This is a genomic window from Trinickia sp. NRRL B-1857 (genome assembly GCF_050470685.1).
In the GTDB taxonomy this organism is placed as follows: Bacteria; Pseudomonadota; Gammaproteobacteria; order Burkholderiales; family Burkholderiaceae; genus Trinickia.
Genome location: NZ_JBFLUK010000001.1, coordinates 4003543 through 4021184, shown reverse-complemented (window position 1 = coordinate 4021184; position 17642 = coordinate 4003543). Strand labels below are relative to the sequence as shown.

Here is a 17642-nt window from a genome sequence, read left to right as displayed (position 1 = left end):
CGGCGCCTTTACGCTTATGCGCTCTTGGCGAGACGGTACCCGCTGCCGCGTACCGTTTCGATCATAGCATCGCATCCGGCCGGCTTGAGCGCGGCGCGCAGCCGCTTGATATGCACATCCACCGTGCGCTCCTCGACGAACACGTGGTCGCCCCAGACCTGATCGAGCAGTTGCGTGCGGCTGTGCACGCGCTCCGGGTGCGTCATGAAAAAGTGCAACAGCCTGAACTCGGTCGGACCGAGGTCGAGCTTGATCTCATTGCCGGACCCATGTGCGGCGACCCGATGCGTGGCCGGATCGAGCTTGAGCCCGTTGATCGCGACGACGTCTTCGGTCAACTGCGGCGCACGCCGCCGCAGGACGGCCTTGATGCGGGCCATCAGCTCTTTCGGCGAAAACGGCTTCGTGACGTAATCGTCCGCGCCGATCTCGAGTCCGAGCACTTTGTCCTGCTCGTCGCCGCGCGCCGTCAGCATGATGATGGGGATGTGCTTCGTCCGCTCGTTGTTGCGCAGATCGCGCGCGAACGCGATCCCCGACTTGCCCGGCAACATCCAGTCCAGCAAAACGAGATCGGGCAGCACGTCGCTGATCAGCGCCTGTGCCTGCTCCGCGTTGTAGGCGCGGATCGGGCAGTGCCCCGCATGTTGCAGGTTGACGGAAATCAGTTCGGAAATCGCGGGCTCATCTTCGATGATGAGAATGCTGCTCGGCATCGTCACCTACCTCTTAATACGTTCTGACGTTTAACTAAGGGCTTCACGCTCGAGGGCGTCGCGCGATTTGTGGCGCACGTCGGTCCCCTTCACGATGTAGATGATGAACTCGGCGATGTTCTTCGCATGATCGCCGATACGCTCGATCGCTTTGGCGATGAACAAGAACTCGAGCCCCGCGGAAATCGTGCGCGGGTCTTCCATCATGTACGTGACGAGCTTGCGCACGAACGCGCGGAATTCCTCGTCGATCGCCTTGTCGTCGCGCACGATCTGCGCGGCGGCCACGGTGTCGAGGCGCGCGAACGCATCGAGCGCACGGCGCAGGATCGACACGGCCATCTCGCCCGAGAGTTTGATCTCGGCGATATTGACCGTGCGCGACGTCCCGTCTTCCATCAAACGTTTGACGCGCTTGGCGATTTTTTCGGCCTCGTCGCCCGCGCGCTCGAGATTCGTGATCGTCTTCGAGATCGCGAGCAGCAAACGCAAGTCGCGCGCGGCCGGCTGCCGGCGCGCGATGACGTTGCTGCACTCCTCGTCGATCTCGACTTCCATCGTGTTGACGACCTCTTCCGCGGCGATGACCTGATCGGCCACCTCCATGTCGAAGTCGTTCAGCGCCTGCATCGCACGCGTGATCTGGGCCTCGACGAGACCGCCCATTTCCAATACCTTCGACGAGACGAGGTTGAGATCTGCGTCGAATTGGCTCGACAAATGCTTGTCCGACATCGCTGTCTCCTTAATCCATCAGCCGAAGCGGCCGGTGATGTAATCCTCGGTTTCCTTGCGGACCGGCTTGATGAAGATTTTCTCGGTATCGCCGAATTCGATCAACTCGCCGAGGTACATGTAGCCCGTAAAGTCGGAACAACGCGCCGCCTGCTGCATATTGTGGGTGACGATCACCACCGTGTAGTCGCTCTTGAGCTCGGCGATGAGCTCTTCCACGCGGCCCGTCGAAATCGGGTCGAGCGCCGAACACGGCTCGTCGAGCAAGAGCACCTCGGGGCGAATCGCGATGCCGCGCGCGATGCAAAGGCGCTGCTGCTGGCCACCCGAGAGGCTATAGCCGCTCTGATTGAGCTTGTCCTTCACTTCGGTCCACAGTGCCGCCTTCGTGAGCGCCCACTCGACGCGGTCGTCCATCTCCGAGCGCGACAGCGATTCGAACATCTTCACGCCGAATGCGATGTTGTCGTAGATCGACATCGGGAACGGGGTCGGCTTTTGGAACACCATGCCGACGCGCGCGCGCAGCAGCGAAATATCGCGCTTCGTCGTGAGCAGGTTTTCGCCGTCCATCATGATGGCGCCTTCGGCGCGCTGCTCGGGATACAGAGCGAACATCTTGTTGAACGTGCGCAAGAGCGTCGACTTGCCGCAGCCGGACGGGCCGATGAACGCGGTCACCTTGCCTTCCGGAATGTTCAAGTTGATGTTCTTGAGCGCATGGTACTTGCCGTAGAAGAAGTTCAGATCCTTGACTTCGATCTTCGGCGTGACGGGAGACAGCGGACGATCGCTCGTGGCCGGCTCGAAACCGGCGGGCGCGGCGGGACGCTCGACTTGGGACAGGTGACTTTCAGCCATATTCATAAAACGCTCCGTGGCTTATTTCTTGCCGAACATCGCACGCGCGAGGATGTTCAGTCCGAGCACGCCGAGGGTAATCAGGAACACACCGGCCCACGCGAGCGATTGCCACTGCGGGAACGGGCTCATTGCAAACTTGTAAATCGTGACGGGCAGGTTCGCGAGCGGCTGGTTCATGTCGACCGAGAAGAACTGATTCGACAAGGCCGTGAACAGCAGCGGCGCCGTTTCGCCGGCAATCCGCGCGATGGCGAGCAAAACGCCCGTCACCACACCTGCGATCGACGCCTTCAGCGTGATCGACAGCACCATCTTCCACTTCGGCACGCCGAGCGCGAAAGCCGCTTCGCGCAGCGCATTCGGCACGAGCTTGAGCATATTCTCGGTCGTGCGGATCACGATCGGAATCTGCAACAGCGCGAGCGAGACGACGCCTGCCCACCCCGAAAAATGGCCCATCTTTTCGACGATGATCGCATAGACAAAAAGGCCCACGACGATCGACGGCGCCGACAGCAAAATGTCGTTGATGAAGCGCGTGACGCTGGCGAGCCAGCCCTTGCGGCCGTACTCGGCCAAATAGACGCCGGCGAGCACGCCGATCGGCGTGCCGACGACGGTTGCCGCGCCCACCAGCATCAGCGTGCCGACGATGGCGTTGGCCAAGCCGCCGCCGTCGGTGTTCGGGGGCGGCGTCGATTGCGTGAACAGCGACGCCGACAAACCGCCCACACCGAGGCTAAGCGTCGTGTAAAGAATCCATACGAGCCACAGCAGGCCGAATGCCATCGCGGCGAGCGACATCGTCAGCGCGATCGCGTTGACCACGCGCCGGCGGCGCTGCAAGCGGTCGCGCGTGGCGGCGAACGCTTCGGGGCTCGCCGAACCGGGGATTTGCATCGAAGGACCGCTCATTTCGCCCCCTCTGCCTTTTCGAGGCGCAGCAGCATGATCTTCGAGATGGCAAGCACGATGAACGTGATGACGAAGAGAATCAAACCGAGTTCCATCAACGCGGCGGTATGCAGACCGGGGCCCGCTTCGGCGAACTCGTTGGCGAGTGCCGAGGTAATGCTGTTGCCCGGCGAGAACAGCGAGATGTTGCTGAGCAAGTTGGTGTTGCCGATCACGAACGTGACCGCCATCGTTTCGCCGAGCGCGCGGCCGAGGCCGAGCATCACGCCGCCGATGACGCCGCTCTTCGTGAAGGGCAGCACGATCTTCCACATGACTTCCCAAGTCGTGCAGCCGATGCCGTACGCGGATTCCTTAAGCAGCACGGGCGTGACTTCGAACACGTCGCGCATGACCGAGGCGATGTACGGGATGATCATGATCGCGAGGATCACGCCGGCGCACAGGATGCCGATACCGATCGGCGGTCCCTGGAACAGCGCGCCGATGATCGGCATGGACCCGAGAACGTTGCCGATCGGCTGTTCGAAGTAGGTCGCGAAGATCGGCGAGAACACGAGCAAGCCCCACATGCCGTAGACGATCGAGGGGATCGCGGCCAGCAGTTCGATGGCGATGCCGAGCGGGCGGCGCAACCAGGCAGGCGAAAGCTCGGTCAGAAAAAGCGCGATGCCGAAGCTCACAGGCACCGCGATGATGAGTGCGATGATGGACGTCGCCAGCGTGCCGTACACAGGCACGAGCGCGCCGTAGTTATCGTTGGGCGGATCCCAATCGGCAGACCAGAGGAAGTGGAGCCCGAATTTTTGGATCGACGGCAGCGATTCGACGATCAGCGACACGATGATGCCGCCGAGCAGCAACAGCGTGACGATGGCTGCGAGGCGCGCCAGATTGCCGAAAATGACATCGCCGAGTTGGCTCGGCGCGCGTTGCGCGTGTTCGGCGGGGGCCGTCGACATGAGTCGAGTGTCGGACATGTGAACCCGTTTACGATTGCGGCGCCCGGGATGGGCGCAAGCGATGGCGATGCCCGGCAAAGCGTTCGCCTTGCCGGGCCGTTCCTACCTACGGCGCTTATTCAGCGACCGGCTTGCCCGATGCATCCTTCACATTCGCCTTCCACTGCTTCTCGATTTCAGCCGTGACCGATGCCGGCAACGGGATGTAATCGAGCGACGTCACGGCGTCGGAGCCGTTCTTGAAGCCCCAGCCGAAGAACTTCAGCGTTTCCGCGCCTTCCGCCGGCTTCTCTTGCGACTTGTGCACGAGCACGAACGTCGCGCCGACGATCGGCCATGCTTGTGCGCCCGGCTCGTCCGTCAGGATCTGGTAGAACGACTTGTTCCACTCGGCGCCCTTCGCGGCGGCGGCGAACGTTGCCGTATCCGGCGTCACGACCTTGCCGTCGTGGTTCATCATCTTCGTGTAGACCATGTGGTTTTGCTTCACGTAGGCCCACTCGACATAACCGATCGCGCCCGGCAGACGTTGGATGAACGCGGCAACGCCGTCGTTACCCTTGCCGCCCGTGCCCGTCGGCCAATTGACCGTCGTGCCTTCGCCGACCTTCGACTTCCACTCCGAGCTAACCTTCGAGAGGTAGTTCGACCAAATGAACGTCGTGCCCGAACCGTCGGCGCGGCGCACCACGGCGATGGCCGTATCCGGCAGCTTCACGCCGGGGTTCAGCTTGGCGATCGCCGGGTCGTTCCACTTCGTGATCTTGTTCAGGTAGATGTCGGCCAGCACTTCGCCCGAAAGCGTCAGCTCACCGGACTTCACGCCCGGCAGGTTGACCGCCGGCACCACGCCGCCGACCACCGTCGGGAATTGAAACAGGCCTTGCTTGGCGAGTTCGTCGTCCTTCAGCGGCATATCCGAGCCAGCGAAATCAACGGTCTTCGCTTCGATTTGCTTGATGCCGCCAGCCGAACCGATGCCCTGGTAGTTGACCTTGCCGCCGCCCGACTTGACGTACGAATCGGCCCACTTCGTGTAGAGCGGAGCGGCGAACGTGCTGCCTGCGCCGGTGATGTCGGCGGCTTGCGCGGAAACGGCGAAAAGCACGCCGGCCAGGCCAGCGAACACGGTTTGCATCAATTTCATGAATTTAACCCCTAGTGGTGTGGTCGTGGAAAACGCGACACCGCGAAGATTAGGTCGAAACTGTGACAGTAATATGACTGTCGATGAAGGTAACGTGACAGCTACCTTACTTCATGAAAGATTTGTCATGAAGATAGCATTAGATGTGAGGAATTAGGGGAAGATAAGAGCACGGCGCCCCTTGCGCCGCTGACACTAGCGTAGGAGAAAAGCGCCGCCGATGCAGCGCTTTTCTGTGGGATCGGTTACGACGTGGCCTGTTCGACGACCCGAGCAATCTCTTGCGCATGACGCACTGCTGCATCATGTTGACTCGCCTCGACCATCACGCGCAGCACGGGCTCGGTGCCCGAGGCCCGGATCAGCACGCGGCCGCTGCCCTCCAATGCCTGCTCCGCGTCGGCCACGGCCTGTTTGATCGCGGCGCTGCTCTTCCAATCGGCGCCTCCCCGCATGCGAACGTTGATGAGCTTTTGCGGAAACAGGGTCACGCCGTCCAGCAGCTCGGCCAGCGTGCGGCCGCTTCGTTTGATCGCAGCGAGCACGAGCAGCGCCGAGACGATGCCGTCGCCAGTCGTATGCCGATCGAGCGACAAGATGTGGCCCGAGCCTTCGGCGCCCAGTTGCCAGCCGCGCTCGCGCAGTTGCTCGAGAACGTAACGGTCGCCGACGGCTGCTCGCACGAACGGCACGCCCTCGCGGCCGAGCGCGACTTCGACCGCCATATTCGTCATCAACGTACCGACGGCTCCCGGCACCTTGCCGTCGGTCGCCATGCGGTCTTTGACCAGCACGTAAAGCAACTCGTCGCCGTTGAAAAGCCGGCCCGACGAGTCGACGATCTGCAAGCGGTCCGCATCGCCGTCGAGCGCGATCCCGAGGTCGGCCCGATTCGCGCGAACCGCGCGAATCAGCGCGTCCGGCGCTGTCGCGCCTACGCCGTCGTTGATGTTGAAACCGTTCGGCGCCACGCCGATCGGTACGATATCGGCGCCAAGTTCATGGAACACGTGCGGCGCAATGTCGTAGGCGGCGCCATGTGCGCAATCGACGACCAACTTCAGTCCGTGCAAATCGAACGCGGCCGGAAACGTGCTCTTGCAAAACTCGATGTAACGGCCGGCTGCGTCGTCGAGCCGACGTGCCTTGCCAAGCTGCTCCGACGCCGCGCAAGCGAGCGGCTGCTCGAGCTGCGCTTCGATCGCCAATTCGACTTCGTCGGGCAGCTTGTTGCCGTCGGCGCTGAAAAACTTGATGCCGTTGTCGTAGTAGGGATTGTGCGAAGCGCTAATCACCACGCCCGCCGCCAACCGCAACGCGCGCGTCAAATAAGCGACGCCCGGCGTAGGCATCGGCCCGGCCAGCATGACGTCCACGCCGGCCGCCGAAAAACCCGATTCGAGCGCGGCTTCGAGCATGTAGCCCGAGACGCGCGTGTCTTTGCCGATCAGCACCGTCGGCCGCGAGCCGGCCTTCGCCCATCGATCGGCTTGCGCCAGCACCTTGCCGGCGGCATAGCCCAGCCGGAGCACGAAATCGGGCGTGATGGGGCTCTCGCCCACTTTGCCCCGAATACCATCCGTGCCGAAATAACGACGTGCCATTGTCCACTTCCCCCGCTTCCAAACGTATTGAATGATTGACCGCGTGCGCCTCGCCGTCAGCGCACGGCGTTGTGCGCGTCGCGTACGGCCGCCCACACCTTGAGCGCGTCGACGGTCTCGGCGACATCGTGCACGCGCACGATCGCCGCGCCGCGTTCGACCGCGCAGACAGCCGCCGCCACGCTCGCCGCGACGCGCTCGGCCGGTGCCGATCGCCCCGTCACCGCGCCCAACATCGATTTGCGCGACATGCCGGCAAGAATCGGATACGGCGCCTCGCCGGCTGCGGGCCGGGGCGCCGTCTCGCGCAGGCGGGCGAGCAACGCGTAATTGTGCTCGCGCGTTGCCTTGCCGAAACCGAAGCCCGGATCGACGCTGATACGCGCACGAGCGATCCCCGCCTCCTTCAACGCCTCGACTCTCCCTTGCAGGAACGCGCGCACGTCCGCCACCACATCCTCATAGTCGATCTCAGTGCGCTGCATCGTCTGCGGCTCTCCGAGCATATGCATCACACACAGCCCGCAACCGCTGTCGCGAACGGCATCGAGCGCGCCGGGACGCCGAAATCCCCAAATATCGTTGATGAGATCGGCCCCCGCGGCGAGCGTCGCGCGCATGACTTCGGGCTTGTAGGTATCGATCGACAGCGGCACGCCGGCCGTAACGAGCGCTTCGACGACGGGTACGACCCGTTCGAGTTCCTCCTCGAGCGGCACGGGCGGCGCGCCGGGCCGCGTCGATTCGCCGCCGATATCGATGATGTCGACGCCGTCGGCCAGCATCTTCTCGGCTTGCCGCACCGCCGCGTCGCGGACGACGTAGCGCCCACCGTCGGAGAAGGAATCGGGCGTGACGTTGAGAATGCCCATGACGAGCGGGCGCTCGAACCGCAAAGTGAAGCGCCCGCAGACTAACGGTTCGGGCAGCGCATCACGAGAGAGATCTGAAGTAGACACGAGACGAAGAAAAAACGAAGCGGCGATGCGCGACTAACGAAAACCGGTAAACCAAAAAACGGGCCGGTGCGGGGCACGCACCAGCCCGTTGTCTCTATTCGCGTAACGTTACGCCGGAGCCGTCGCGCTACCGGGCCGCACTTCCGCGCCGGAGCTGCCGCTACCGCCCGACGAAGCGTCCGTGGACGGCACGCTCTTGGGCGAGCGCGGCGGGCGCCCTTCCATGATGTCGTTGATTTGGTCGGCGTCGATCGTCTCCCACTCCATCAACGCGGCCGTCATCGCCTCCACCTTATCGCGGTTCTCGTCGAGCAGACGGCGAGCCAGGTTGTATTGGTCGTCGAGCAGATGCCGAATTTCGGCATCGACCTTTTGCTGAGTAGCTTCGGAGATCGTGCGCGTGAACCCGCGGCCGAACGGCGACGAATCGTTTTCGTCGTCGACATAGACCATCGGCCCCAACGCGTCGGTCATACCGAAGCGAGCGACCATTGCGCGCGCCGTTTGCGTCGCCTTGTTGAAGTCATCCGATGCACCGGTGCTCACGAGGTTCAGGAACAGCTCCTCGGCCACGCGGCCGCCGAACAAAATCGCCAGTCGGTCGAGCAGATATTCCTTCGAGTACGTCTCGTTATCGTGCTCGGGCAATTGCCACGTCACGCCGAGCGCGCGGCCACGCGGAATGATCGTGACCTTGTGCACCGGATCGGCCTTGGGCAGCAGCTTCGCGACGACGGCGTGACCGGACTCGTGATAAGCGGTCGCACGCTTCGCGTCTTCGCGAATGACCGCGGACTTGCGCTCCGGGCCCATAAAGATCTTGTCTTTCGCGTCTTCGAAATCGAGCATCTCGACGATACGCTTGCCGCGGCGAGCCGCGAACAGCGCGGCCTCGTTCACGAGGTTCGCCAGATCGGCACCCGAAAAGCCCGGCGTGCCGCGTGCAATGACGGATGCATCGACGTCGTTCGCGATCGGCACCTTACGCAGGTGCACCTTGAGGATCTGTTCGCGACCGCGGATGTCGGGCAGACCGACATAGACCTGACGGTCGAAACGACCGGGGCGCAAGAGCGCCTTGTCGAGCACGTCGGACCGGTTCGTGGCCGCGATGACGATGACACCTGAGTTCGCTTCGAAACCGTCCATCTCCACGAGCATCTGGTTCAACGTCTGCTCGCGCTCGTCGTTGCCGCCGCCCATGCCGGCGCCGCGGTGACGACCGACCGCGTCGATTTCGTCGATGAACACGATGCACGGCGCATGCTTTTTGGCCTGCTCGAACATGTCGCGCACGCGCGCCGCGCCCACGCCGACGAACATCTCGACGAAGTCGGAACCCGAGATGCTGAAGAACGGCACCTTCGCCTCGCCCGCGATTGCACGCGCGAGCAGCGTCTTACCGGTACCCGGAGGGCCGACCAGCAGCACGCCGCGCGGAATGCGCCCACCTAGCTTCTGGAATTTTTGCGGATCGCGCAGGAAATCGACGAGCTCGGAGACTTCCTCCTTCGCTTCGTCACACCCGGCCACGTCAGTGAAATTGATCGCGTTGTTGTTCTCGTCGATGAGACGCGCTCGCGATTTGCCGAACGAGAAGGCGCCGCCTTTGCCGCCCCCTTGCATCTGCCTCATCATGTAAAACCAAAATCCGATGATCAGGATCGTCGGCCCAAGGTAGTAGAGCGCCGAAACGAGTGCGCTCGGCTCCTCGTCGGCCTTGCCGCTCACTTGGACGCCGTACTTCATCAAATCGCCGACCATCCAGATGTCGCCCGGCGATACGATCTGATATTTTTGACCGTCTGCGGGAGTGACCGTCAGATTACGCCCCTGCACCACGACGTTCTTGATCTTGCCCAGCTTCGCGTCGTCCATGAATTGCGAGTACGAGACGCCTTCCTGGACACGGGGCTTGTCGAACTGCTTGAACACCGTAAACAGTACCAGTGCGATCACCAGCCACACTGCTACCTTCGAAAACATGTTGTTGTTCAAAGCCCACTCCTTCCTCATAGACGGGTGCCTACATTTACCTTGCGGCACCACGAAAGCATTCTAATCCAGTCGGCAAGCCCCTGCCATAACGTTTCGCTACCGGGAAAATAGCGTTCCCGGGCGGGCCCCTCGGCACTTTTGGCGCCGCGGCCGGGGTCGAGACGATCCGATCGGGCCCCTCACTCGGGCCGCTTCAAAAATTTGCCCAAAATGAACGTTTCGGCCGATTTGTCCCGCGACGCCTTGGGCTTGCGCGCGGCCACCGTTTTGAACTGGCGCTTGAACTTCTCCACGATCTGGCTGTAGCCGCTGCCGTGAAAACATTTCACCAGCAAGGCGCCTTCCGGCTTCAGATGCGCCTGCGAAAATTCAAGTGCAAGATCGCAAATATGTTCGATTCGCGCCGCATCGGCCACGGCCACGCCCGACAGATTGGGCGCCATGTCGGAAATTACAAGGTCCACGCGGCGATCGCCGACCACTTCCTCCAATTGCCTTAGCACACTCTCTTCCCGGAAGTCGCCCTGGATGAAGTGCACGTCGGCGACCGGTTCCATCGGAAGAATGTCGAGCGCGATGATCGTGCCGTCGATCCCGCCCTCGCGCTCGGCGTCGCGGCGCGACCCCTGCGCCAGCTTGTTGCGCGCGTACTGGCTCCAGCTGCCGGGCGCGGAGCCCAGGTCGACGATCACCTGCCCCGGGCGGATGAGCTTGTCCTGCTCATCGATTTCCTTGAGCTTGTAGGCCGCGCGCGCACGATAACCCTCGCGCTGCGCAAGCTTGACGTAAGGATCGTTGATGTGATCGTGCAACCACGATTGATTGAAGCGGTTTTTTGCCATCGAAAAGGAATCTATTACTACGTCGGGCCGCACTTTTAGCGGATAATACGCGTTTTGCCGGCGCGCCGTCCGGTATGAGCGGCGTCCAAGCTCGGCCGCTCGGATCAGTTGCGGTTCGGCCGGATCCGGCCACGTATCCATGGCGCGGCCGTCCCTATTTTAGTCGAGTCGTTCTTCGTCCTATGCCTGCCCTCAAAGTCTCCCCTGCCCAGCGCGCCGACTTGCGCTCCCAAGCCCATGCGCTCAAACCGGTCGTCTTGATCGGGGCCGAAGGGCTGACTGATGCCGTGCTGGCCGAAATCAAGGTCCACTTGGCCGCGCACGAACTGATCAAGATCCGCGTGTTCGGCGACGAACGCGAGGCCCGCGTCGCCATTTACGACGCGATCTGCGACACGCTTAATGCCGCACCGATCCAGCATATCGGCAAACTGCTCGTCGTCTGGAAGCCCGAGGCCGCCCCGGCCCCCGTCGGCAAGAGCGCCGGCGCGAAGAGCAGAACCGCGATGCCGACGGCGCGCGAAGCCGCGGCCGATGCGGGCAAACGTGGCACTGCGCCGCGAGTCGTGAAGGTCGTCAAGCAGTCGCCGTCGGATACGGTACGGCGGCCGAAGCCGCAAAAGGTGCGCGTACTCGGCAACGAGCGCGTCACGGCCGGCGGCAGCGTCAAGCGCGCGAAGAAGCGTCAAACGAGCGCCAAGCGTCAGCACCAAACAGCGAAGTAACCCTACGCAGCGCCGCGTTCGCGCGGCGCTTCACACCGCCTACCCGCCTCGCACCAGGCCTGCTTCCGGCTCGCAGCGCCCATCCTCCCCCGGCAGCAGCCATACCAGCGCCAAGCCGAGCACGGTTTCCACGACGTAAAACAGCGTCGAGATGCCATGCAGCAGCCCGAATCGCGCCGCATACGGCGAATTCGCCAGATCGAGCCCTTCGGCATGCGCCTGAGCGCGCAGCGCATCCATGAACGGCTGCAACCCGAAGTAGCCGACGAGCACGCATACGAGCATACCCACGACGAGCCAGCGAAGCTTGCGATAGCCGGCTGCGCCTCGCCGCACCAAAACGTTGCCCAGCGTCAGCGACAAAATACCGCATGCCACGCCGATGAACGCCTCGATCCGAAACAACCGGGCCGCGACGTCGCCGGCCATCGAGCGCGCGAGCGTCGCAAATAGCGTGGGCGCGACGAGATAGCCGATCGTCAGCGCGCTGCCGACCCAAATCAAGATCAGCAGCCGAAATACGCGATGGGGAACGGGAGACACGAGATCCGATCTCGGCTGTTAGACGTAACGCACCGAAATGATTTCGTACTCGCGCACGCCACTGGGCGCTTGCACGGCGGCCACATCGCCTTCGAACTTGCCGATCAATGCACGCGCGATCGGCGAGCTGACCGAAATGAGGCCGTGATCGAGGTCCGCTTCGTCGTCGCCGACGATTTGATACGTCACTTTGTTGCCCGAGTCGAGGTCTTCGAGATCGACCGTGGCGGCGAATACCACGCGGCCTTCCGCATCGAGTGCGGACGGATCGATCACTTGCGCGGCAGCCAGCTTCGATTCGATTTCGGCAATGCGCCCCTCGATAAAGCCCTGTTTTTCCTTCGCGGCATCGTATTCGGCGTTTTCCGACAAATCACCCTGCGCCCGTGCCTCGGCGATCGAATTGATGACGGACGGACGCTCGACCGACTTCAAGCGCTGAAGTTCGTCGCGCAGTTGATCGGCGCCCCGCTTCGTCAAGGGAATCGTGCTCATAGACAGATCAGTAAACAAAAAACGGCAATAAAAAAGCACCGCGGTTAAGTGCATCCCGCCTTATACGACTTCGACAGGACGCCGCTTAACCGCGGCATGGTGGGGTTGTGATGCGACCCCAGCTTGGATGGTGTAATCGAACGATTAGTTTAGGCGAGCATGAAGCCCTTGTAAATCATAGACTTCCAAGTTCTTCAGGTAACGCAAGCCCTCGACGGCCGCGCGCGCGCCCGACATCGTCGTGTAGTAGGTCACCTTGTTTGCCTGTGCGCTCATGCGAATCGAACGCGAATCGGCGATCGCCGCGCGCGTCTCGTCGACCGTCGTGAACACGAGCGCGATCTCGCCGTTCTTGATCATATCGACGATATGCGGACGGCCGTCCTTCACCTTGTTCACGACCTTCACCGGGACGCCGGCCGCCGCGATGGCCGCCGCCGTGCCCTTCGTCGCCACGATCGGATAGCCGAGCTCGTGCAGCATCGCCGCCACTTCGACGGCCTTCGGCTTGTCGGCATCCATCACGGTCAGCAGCACGGTGCCCGATTCGGGCAGGCGGGAACCCGCCGCGAGCTGCGACTTGAACAACGCCTCGCCGAACGTCTGGCCCACGCCCATGACTTCACCCGTGGAGCGCATCTCGGGCCCGAGCACCGGATCGACGCTCGGGAATTTGACGAACGGGAACACGGCTTCCTTGACGCTGAAGTACGGCGGCTCGACCTCCTTCGTCACTTGTTGCTCGACGAGCGATTGGCCGACCATGGCACGCGCCGCGATCTTCGCGAGCGGCAGCCCCGTGGCCTTCGACACGTACGGCACCGTACGCGATGCGCGCGGATTCACTTCGAGCACATAGATGATGTCGTCGACGCTGCCGCTTTCGTTGCTCACTTGCTGAATCGCGAACTGCACGTTCATCAAGCCCACGACGTTCAAGGCCTTCGCCATCGCCGCCGTTTGCCGCTTGAGTTCCGCAACGGTCGACGTCGACAGCGAGTAAGGCGGCAGCGAGCAGGCCGAATCGCCCGAGTGAACGCCCGCTTGCTCGATATGCTGCATGACGCCGCCGATGAACACGCTCTTGCCGTCCGAGATGCAATCGACGTCGCATTCGATCGCATCGTTCAGGAAGCGGTCGAGCAGCACGGGCGAGTCGTTCGACACCTTCACGGCCTCGCGCATATAGCGCTCGAGATCGCGCGGCTCATGCACGATTTCCATCGCGCGGCCGCCGAGCACGTACGAAGGACGCACGACGAGCGGGTAGCCGATTTCGTCGGCGAGCGCGAGGGCTTCGCTTTCCGCACGTGCCGTACGGTTCGGCGGCTGACGCAGACCGAGATCTTGCAGCAGCTTTTGGAATCGCTCGCGATCTTCGGCCGCATCGATCATGTCGGGCGACGTACCGATGATCGGCACGCCGTTGGCTTCCAGATCGAGCGCGAGCTTAAGCGGCGTTTGGCCGCCGTACTGGACGATCACGCCGAGCGGCTTTTCCTTGTCGACGATTTCGAGAACGTCTTCGAGCGTCAGCGGCTCGAAGTAGAGACGATCGGACGTGTCGTAATCGGTCGACACGGTTTCCGGGTTGCAGTTGACCATGATCGTTTCATAGCCGTCCTCGCGCATCGCGAGCGCCGCGTGCACGCAGCAGTAATCGAACTCGATGCCCTGCCCGATCCGGTTCGGTCCGCCGCCGAGTACCATGATCTTCTTGTTCGACGTAGGCTGCGCCTCGCACTCTTCCTCGTAGGTCGAGTACATGTACGCCGTTTTCGTGGCGAATTCGGCCGCGCACGTATCGACGCGCTTGTAGACCGGACGCACGTTCAACTCGATACGACGGCTACGCACATCGGCCGCGTTCGCCGCGAGCAGCTTGGCAAGACGGCGATCGGAAAAACCGCTGCGCTTCAGGAACAGGAGCTCGTCCTTCGACAGGCTCGCGAGCGTGCGGCCGGCCAGTTCCTTTTCGGTATTCACGATCTCTTCGATCTGGGCCAGGAACCACGGATCGATAGCCGTTTCCTCGAACACTTCCTCGAGCGACATGCCGAGGCGGAACGCATCGCCGACATACCAAATGCGCTCGGGTCCGGCTTCGCCGATCTCGCGCACGATTTCGTCGCGGTCGAGCGTCTTTTCGTCGAGACCGTCCACGCCGACTTCGAGACCACGCAGCGCCTTTTGGAACGATTCCTTGAACGTGCGGCCGATCGCCATGACCTCGCCCACCGACTTCATCTGCGTCGTCAGGCGCGAATCGGCTTCACGGAATTTTTCGAAGGCGAAGCGCGGGATCTTCGTGACGACGTAATCGATCGTAGGCTCGAACGACGCCGGCGTTTGGCCGCCGGTGATTTCGTTCTTCAACTCGTCGAGCGTGTAGCCGCACGCGAGCTTCGCCGCGACCTTGGCGATCGGGAAGCCCGTAGCCTTCGAGGCCAGCGCCGACGAACGCGACACGCGCGGGTTCATTTCGATGACGATGATGCGGCCGTCGCGCGGATTGATCGCGAACTGCACGTTCGAGCCGCCCGTATCGACGCCGATCTCGCGCAGCACGGCCAGCGAGGCGTTACGGAGCAGCTGGTATTCCTTGTCCGTCAGCGTTTGCGCCGGCGCGACCGTGATCGAATCGCCCGTATGAATGCCCATCGGGTCCAGGTTTTCGATCGAGCAGACGATGATGCAGTTATCGGCGCGGTCGCGCACGACTTCCATCTCGTACTCTTTCCAGCCGAGCAGCGACTCTTCGATCAGCAGTTCGCGCGTGGGCGACAAGTCGAGCCCGCGGCGGCAGATTTCCTCGAACTCTTGACAGTTGTAGGCAATGCCGCCGCCCGAGCCGCCGAGCGTGAACGACGGACGGATGACCACGGGGTAACCGGGGCCGCCCGTTTGCGCCGTGATCTCGGCGTGCACCTTAAGCGCTTCTTCCATCGAGTGCGCGGTACCCGACTTCGCCGAGCCGAGCCCGATCTTGGTCATCGCATCTTTGAACTTTTGGCGGTCTTCCGCCTTGTCGATCGCCTCGGGCGACGCACCGATCAACTCGACGTTGTACTTCGTCAGCACACCATGGTGATGCAGATCGAGCGCGCAATTGAGCGCCGTTTGGCCGCCCATCGTCGGCAAGATCGCGTCGGGGCGCTCTTTGTCGATGATGCGCTCGACGACTTCCCACGTGATCGGTTCGATGTAGGTGACGTCGGCCGTATTCGGGTCGGTCATGATCGTCGCCGGATTGCTGTTGACGAGGATGACCTTGTAGCCCTCCTCACGCAGCGCCTTGCATGCTTGCGCGCCCGAGTAGTCGAACTCGCAGGCCTGGCCGATGATGATCGGCCCAGCGCCGATGATGAGGATGCTTTTGATGTCTGTCCGCTTGGGCATAACGCTCTCGCTAATGTCTTTCGTCTTTCTGATGTCTTCGATGGGCGCTAGCGCGTGTCAGACGCGCCGGCGCTTGGAAATCACGCGGCGGCGCTGCCGCGCTTGGCGTCCATCAGCGCCGTGAACCGATCGAACAAGTAGCCGATATCGTGCGGCCCCGGCGATGCTTCCGGGTGACCCTGGAAGCAGAACGCGGGCTTGTCCGTCAGCTCGAAGCCTTGCAGCGTGCCGTCGAATAGCGAGATATGCGTGACGCGCGCGTTCGCCGGCAGCGTGTTCGCGTCGACGGCGAACCCGTGATTCTGCGACGTGATGACGACGCGGCCGTCGGCCAGATCCTTGACCGGATGATTCGCGCCGTGATGGCCCGTCTTCATCTTGATCGTCTTCGCGCCGACGGCGAGGCCCATGATCTGGTGACCGAGACAGATGCCGAACGTGGGGATGCCGCGCTCGATGAATTCCTTCGTCGCCGCGATCGCGTAATCGCACGGTTCCGGGTCGCCGGGGCCGTTCGAGAGGAATACGCCATCGGGATTGAGGGCCAACGCCTCGGCCGCGCTCGCTTGCGCGGGCAGCACCGTCACATGGCAGCCGCGCTCGGCCAGCATGCGCAAGATGTTGTATTTGACGCCGTAGTCGAATGCGACGACACGGTATTTCGGCGTGCGCTGCGCACCGAAGCCCGAGCCCAAGCGCCATTCGGTTTGGGTCCACTCGTACGGCTTGGCCGTGCTGACCACTTTGGCCAGATCCATGCCGGCCAGACCCGGGAACGAGCGCGCAAGCTCGACGGCCTTCGCTTCGTCGTCGCTGCCGGCCAGAATGCAGCCGTTTTGCGCGCCCTTGTCGCGCAAGATGCGCGTTAAGCGGCGCGTATCGATCCCGGCGATCGCCACGACGTTCTCGGCTTGCAGGTATTCGCCGAGCGTGCGCTGCATGCGGAAGTTCGACGCACGCGCAGGCAGATCGCGCACGATCAAGCCGGCGGCGTGAACCTTCGTCGATTCGACGTCCTCGGCGTTCACGCCGACGTTACCGATGTGGGGATAGGTCAACGTGACGATCTGGCGCGCATAGCTCGGATCGGTCAGGATCTCTTGGTAACCGGTGATCGCGGTATTGAACACGACTTCGCCGATGGTGTGACCAGCCGCGCCGATGGCATAGCCGCGAAAAATCGTGCCGTCGGCGAGTGCAAGCAGAGCGGGAGGAAAAGACGGCAACACGGGGAAGCTCCTTCAGGAACACCCTGGTGCCGACCTGTTTATCCGACCACGCGAACTCTCGTGGCTATCGCCGCGCTCGCTTTTCGACGATTAGACGAAAGCAGGCGGCGTGGCGCGAGTTCGCACGCTGCTACGACGACGCGAACGATGCTCGAGGCTTCGATCCGGTGACCGGACGGGCTCGGCGGCACGTGCTCGCGATGACGGCGCGCGGCGGATGAACGGGATGGAGGAGGTAGGCGCTAGGGTGCGGGTTGGATAGTGCAAACTTTCGGATTATAGCCGGAAATACCCCTTCCCCACAATTGGAAGTCGTCTCGACGCGGCATGAGAGGCGCCGTGCGCGACCGGTCGTTGGGCACAGCGACGATCCTACACCCGCCGACGCGCACCGCAACCCGGTCCGACCCGCGCACGAACCGGAGGCGTTCTCGGCGATTCAGTATTTGCGGGCCACCAACGAAAACGCCGTCGCTTTTCGGGCGACGGCGTCACGGAAAGCGGTGCGG

15 protein-coding genes are annotated in these 17642 nt (G+C 62.6%); 1 reads left to right on the top strand and 14 read right to left on the bottom strand.

The window, feature by feature from the left end:
* Positions 1 to 14: 14 nt before the first annotated feature.
* From phoB to AB1286_RS17980, 10 genes are all read right to left on the bottom strand, one after another.
* Complete coding sequence (gene phoB / locus AB1286_RS18025; protein WP_430364537.1) at positions 15 to 716, bottom strand: phosphate regulon transcriptional regulator PhoB; 702 nt, start codon at positions 714 to 716, stop codon at positions 15 to 17.
* Positions 717 to 746: 30 nt separating this feature from the next.
* Positions 747 to 1451, bottom strand: a complete 705-nt coding sequence (gene phoU, locus AB1286_RS18020) for a phosphate signaling complex protein PhoU (protein ID WP_430364536.1) — start codon at positions 1449 to 1451, stop codon at positions 747 to 749.
* A gap of 18 nt (positions 1452 to 1469) precedes the next feature.
* Entirely contained in the window at positions 1470 to 2318 is an 849-nt protein-coding gene (pstB, locus tag AB1286_RS18015; RefSeq protein ID WP_430364535.1) for a phosphate ABC transporter ATP-binding protein PstB, read from the bottom strand.
* A 15-nt stretch (positions 2319 to 2333) separates the two neighbouring features.
* Positions 2334 to 3230, bottom strand: a complete 897-nt coding sequence (gene pstA / locus AB1286_RS18010) for a phosphate ABC transporter permease PstA (protein WP_430364534.1) — start codon at positions 3228 to 3230, stop codon at positions 2334 to 2336.
* Positions 3227 to 4210: a phosphate ABC transporter permease PstC gene (gene pstC, locus AB1286_RS18005; protein ID WP_430364533.1), complete on the bottom strand. Its 984-nt coding sequence runs from the start codon at positions 4208 to 4210 to the stop codon at positions 3227 to 3229. Before pstC ends, pstA begins: the two co-directional genes overlap by 4 nt.
* A gap of 97 nt (positions 4211 to 4307) precedes the next feature.
* Positions 4308 to 5339: a phosphate ABC transporter substrate-binding protein PstS gene (pstS, locus tag AB1286_RS18000; RefSeq protein ID WP_430364532.1), complete on the bottom strand. Its 1032-nt coding sequence runs from the start codon at positions 5337 to 5339 to the stop codon at positions 4308 to 4310.
* 245 nt (positions 5340 to 5584) lie between these two features.
* Complete coding sequence (glmM, locus tag AB1286_RS17995; RefSeq protein WP_430364531.1) at positions 5585 to 6943, bottom strand: phosphoglucosamine mutase; 1359 nt, start codon at positions 6941 to 6943, stop codon at positions 5585 to 5587.
* A 56-nt stretch (positions 6944 to 6999) separates the two neighbouring features.
* Complete coding sequence (gene folP / locus AB1286_RS17990; protein WP_430364530.1) at positions 7000 to 7902, bottom strand: dihydropteroate synthase; 903 nt, start codon at positions 7900 to 7902, stop codon at positions 7000 to 7002.
* Between the two features lie 108 nt (positions 7903 to 8010).
* On the bottom strand, positions 8011 to 9900 hold the full coding sequence (gene ftsH / locus AB1286_RS17985) for an ATP-dependent zinc metalloprotease FtsH (protein ID WP_430364529.1): 1890 nt from the start codon (positions 9898 to 9900) through the stop codon (positions 8011 to 8013).
* A 179-nt stretch (positions 9901 to 10079) separates the two neighbouring features.
* The gene (locus AB1286_RS17980) at positions 10080 to 10742 is read right to left on the bottom strand and encodes an RlmE family RNA methyltransferase (protein WP_430364528.1); all 663 of its coding nucleotides are present in this window, start codon (positions 10740 to 10742) and stop codon (positions 10080 to 10082) included.
* Between the two features lie 182 nt (positions 10743 to 10924).
* On the opposite strand from AB1286_RS17980, the gene AB1286_RS17975 reads away from it, so the two are divergent.
* Positions 10925 to 11467, top strand: coding sequence for a YhbY family RNA-binding protein (locus AB1286_RS17975; RefSeq protein WP_430364527.1), 543 nt, complete (start codon positions 10925 to 10927; stop codon positions 11465 to 11467).
* Positions 11468 to 11506: 39 nt separating this feature from the next.
* Here AB1286_RS17975 and AB1286_RS17970 read toward each other — a convergent pair whose 3' ends face one another.
* The 4 genes from AB1286_RS17970 to carA all read right to left on the bottom strand — a co-directional run bounded on the left by AB1286_RS17970 (position 11507) and on the right by carA (position 17133).
* Entirely contained in the window at positions 11507 to 12010 is a 504-nt protein-coding gene (locus AB1286_RS17970) for a DUF4149 domain-containing protein (protein WP_430364526.1), read from the bottom strand.
* An 18-nt stretch (positions 12011 to 12028) separates the two neighbouring features.
* On the bottom strand, positions 12029 to 12505 hold the full coding sequence (greA, locus tag AB1286_RS17965) for a transcription elongation factor GreA (protein WP_430364525.1): 477 nt from the start codon (positions 12503 to 12505) through the stop codon (positions 12029 to 12031).
* A 144-nt stretch (positions 12506 to 12649) separates the two neighbouring features.
* Positions 12650 to 15904, bottom strand: coding sequence for a carbamoyl-phosphate synthase large subunit (gene carB, locus AB1286_RS17960; RefSeq protein ID WP_430364524.1), 3255 nt, complete (start codon positions 15902 to 15904; stop codon positions 12650 to 12652).
* An 80-nt stretch (positions 15905 to 15984) separates the two neighbouring features.
* The gene (gene carA, locus AB1286_RS17955; RefSeq protein WP_430364523.1) at positions 15985 to 17133 is read right to left on the bottom strand and encodes a glutamine-hydrolyzing carbamoyl-phosphate synthase small subunit; all 1149 of its coding nucleotides are present in this window, start codon (positions 17131 to 17133) and stop codon (positions 15985 to 15987) included.
* Between the last annotated feature and the right edge of the window lie 509 nt (positions 17134 to 17642).

Coding starts and splice junctions, on each gene's coding strand:
- phoB (WP_430364537.1), bottom strand. CDS start 716: ATGCCGAGCAGCATTCTCATCATCGAAGATGAGCCCGCGATTTCCGAA.
- phoU (WP_430364536.1), bottom strand. CDS start 1,451: ATGTCGGACAAGCATTTGTCGAGCCAATTCGACGCAGATCTCAACCTC.
- pstB (WP_430364535.1), bottom strand. CDS start 2,318: ATGAATATGGCTGAAAGTCACCTGTCCCAAGTCGAGCGTCCCGCCGCG.
- pstA (WP_430364534.1), bottom strand. CDS start 3,230: ATGAGCGGTCCTTCGATGCAAATCCCCGGTTCGGCGAGCCCCGAAGCG.
- pstC (WP_430364533.1), bottom strand. CDS start 4,210: ATGTCCGACACTCGACTCATGTCGACGGCCCCCGCCGAACACGCGCAA.
- pstS (WP_430364532.1), bottom strand. CDS start 5,339: ATGAAATTGATGCAAACCGTGTTCGCTGGCCTGGCCGGCGTGCTTTTC.
- glmM (WP_430364531.1), bottom strand. CDS start 6,943: ATGGCACGTCGTTATTTCGGCACGGATGGTATTCGGGGCAAAGTGGGC.
- AB1286_RS17980 (WP_430364528.1), bottom strand. CDS start 10,742: ATGGCAAAAAACCGCTTCAATCAATCGTGGTTGCACGATCACATCAAC.
- AB1286_RS17975 (WP_430364527.1), top strand. CDS start 10,925: ATGCCTGCCCTCAAAGTCTCCCCTGCCCAGCGCGCCGACTTGCGCTCC.
- greA (WP_430364525.1), bottom strand. CDS start 12,505: ATGAGCACGATTCCCTTGACGAAGCGGGGCGCCGATCAACTGCGCGAC.
- carB (WP_430364524.1), bottom strand. CDS start 15,904: ATGCCCAAGCGGACAGACATCAAAAGCATCCTCATCATCGGCGCTGGG.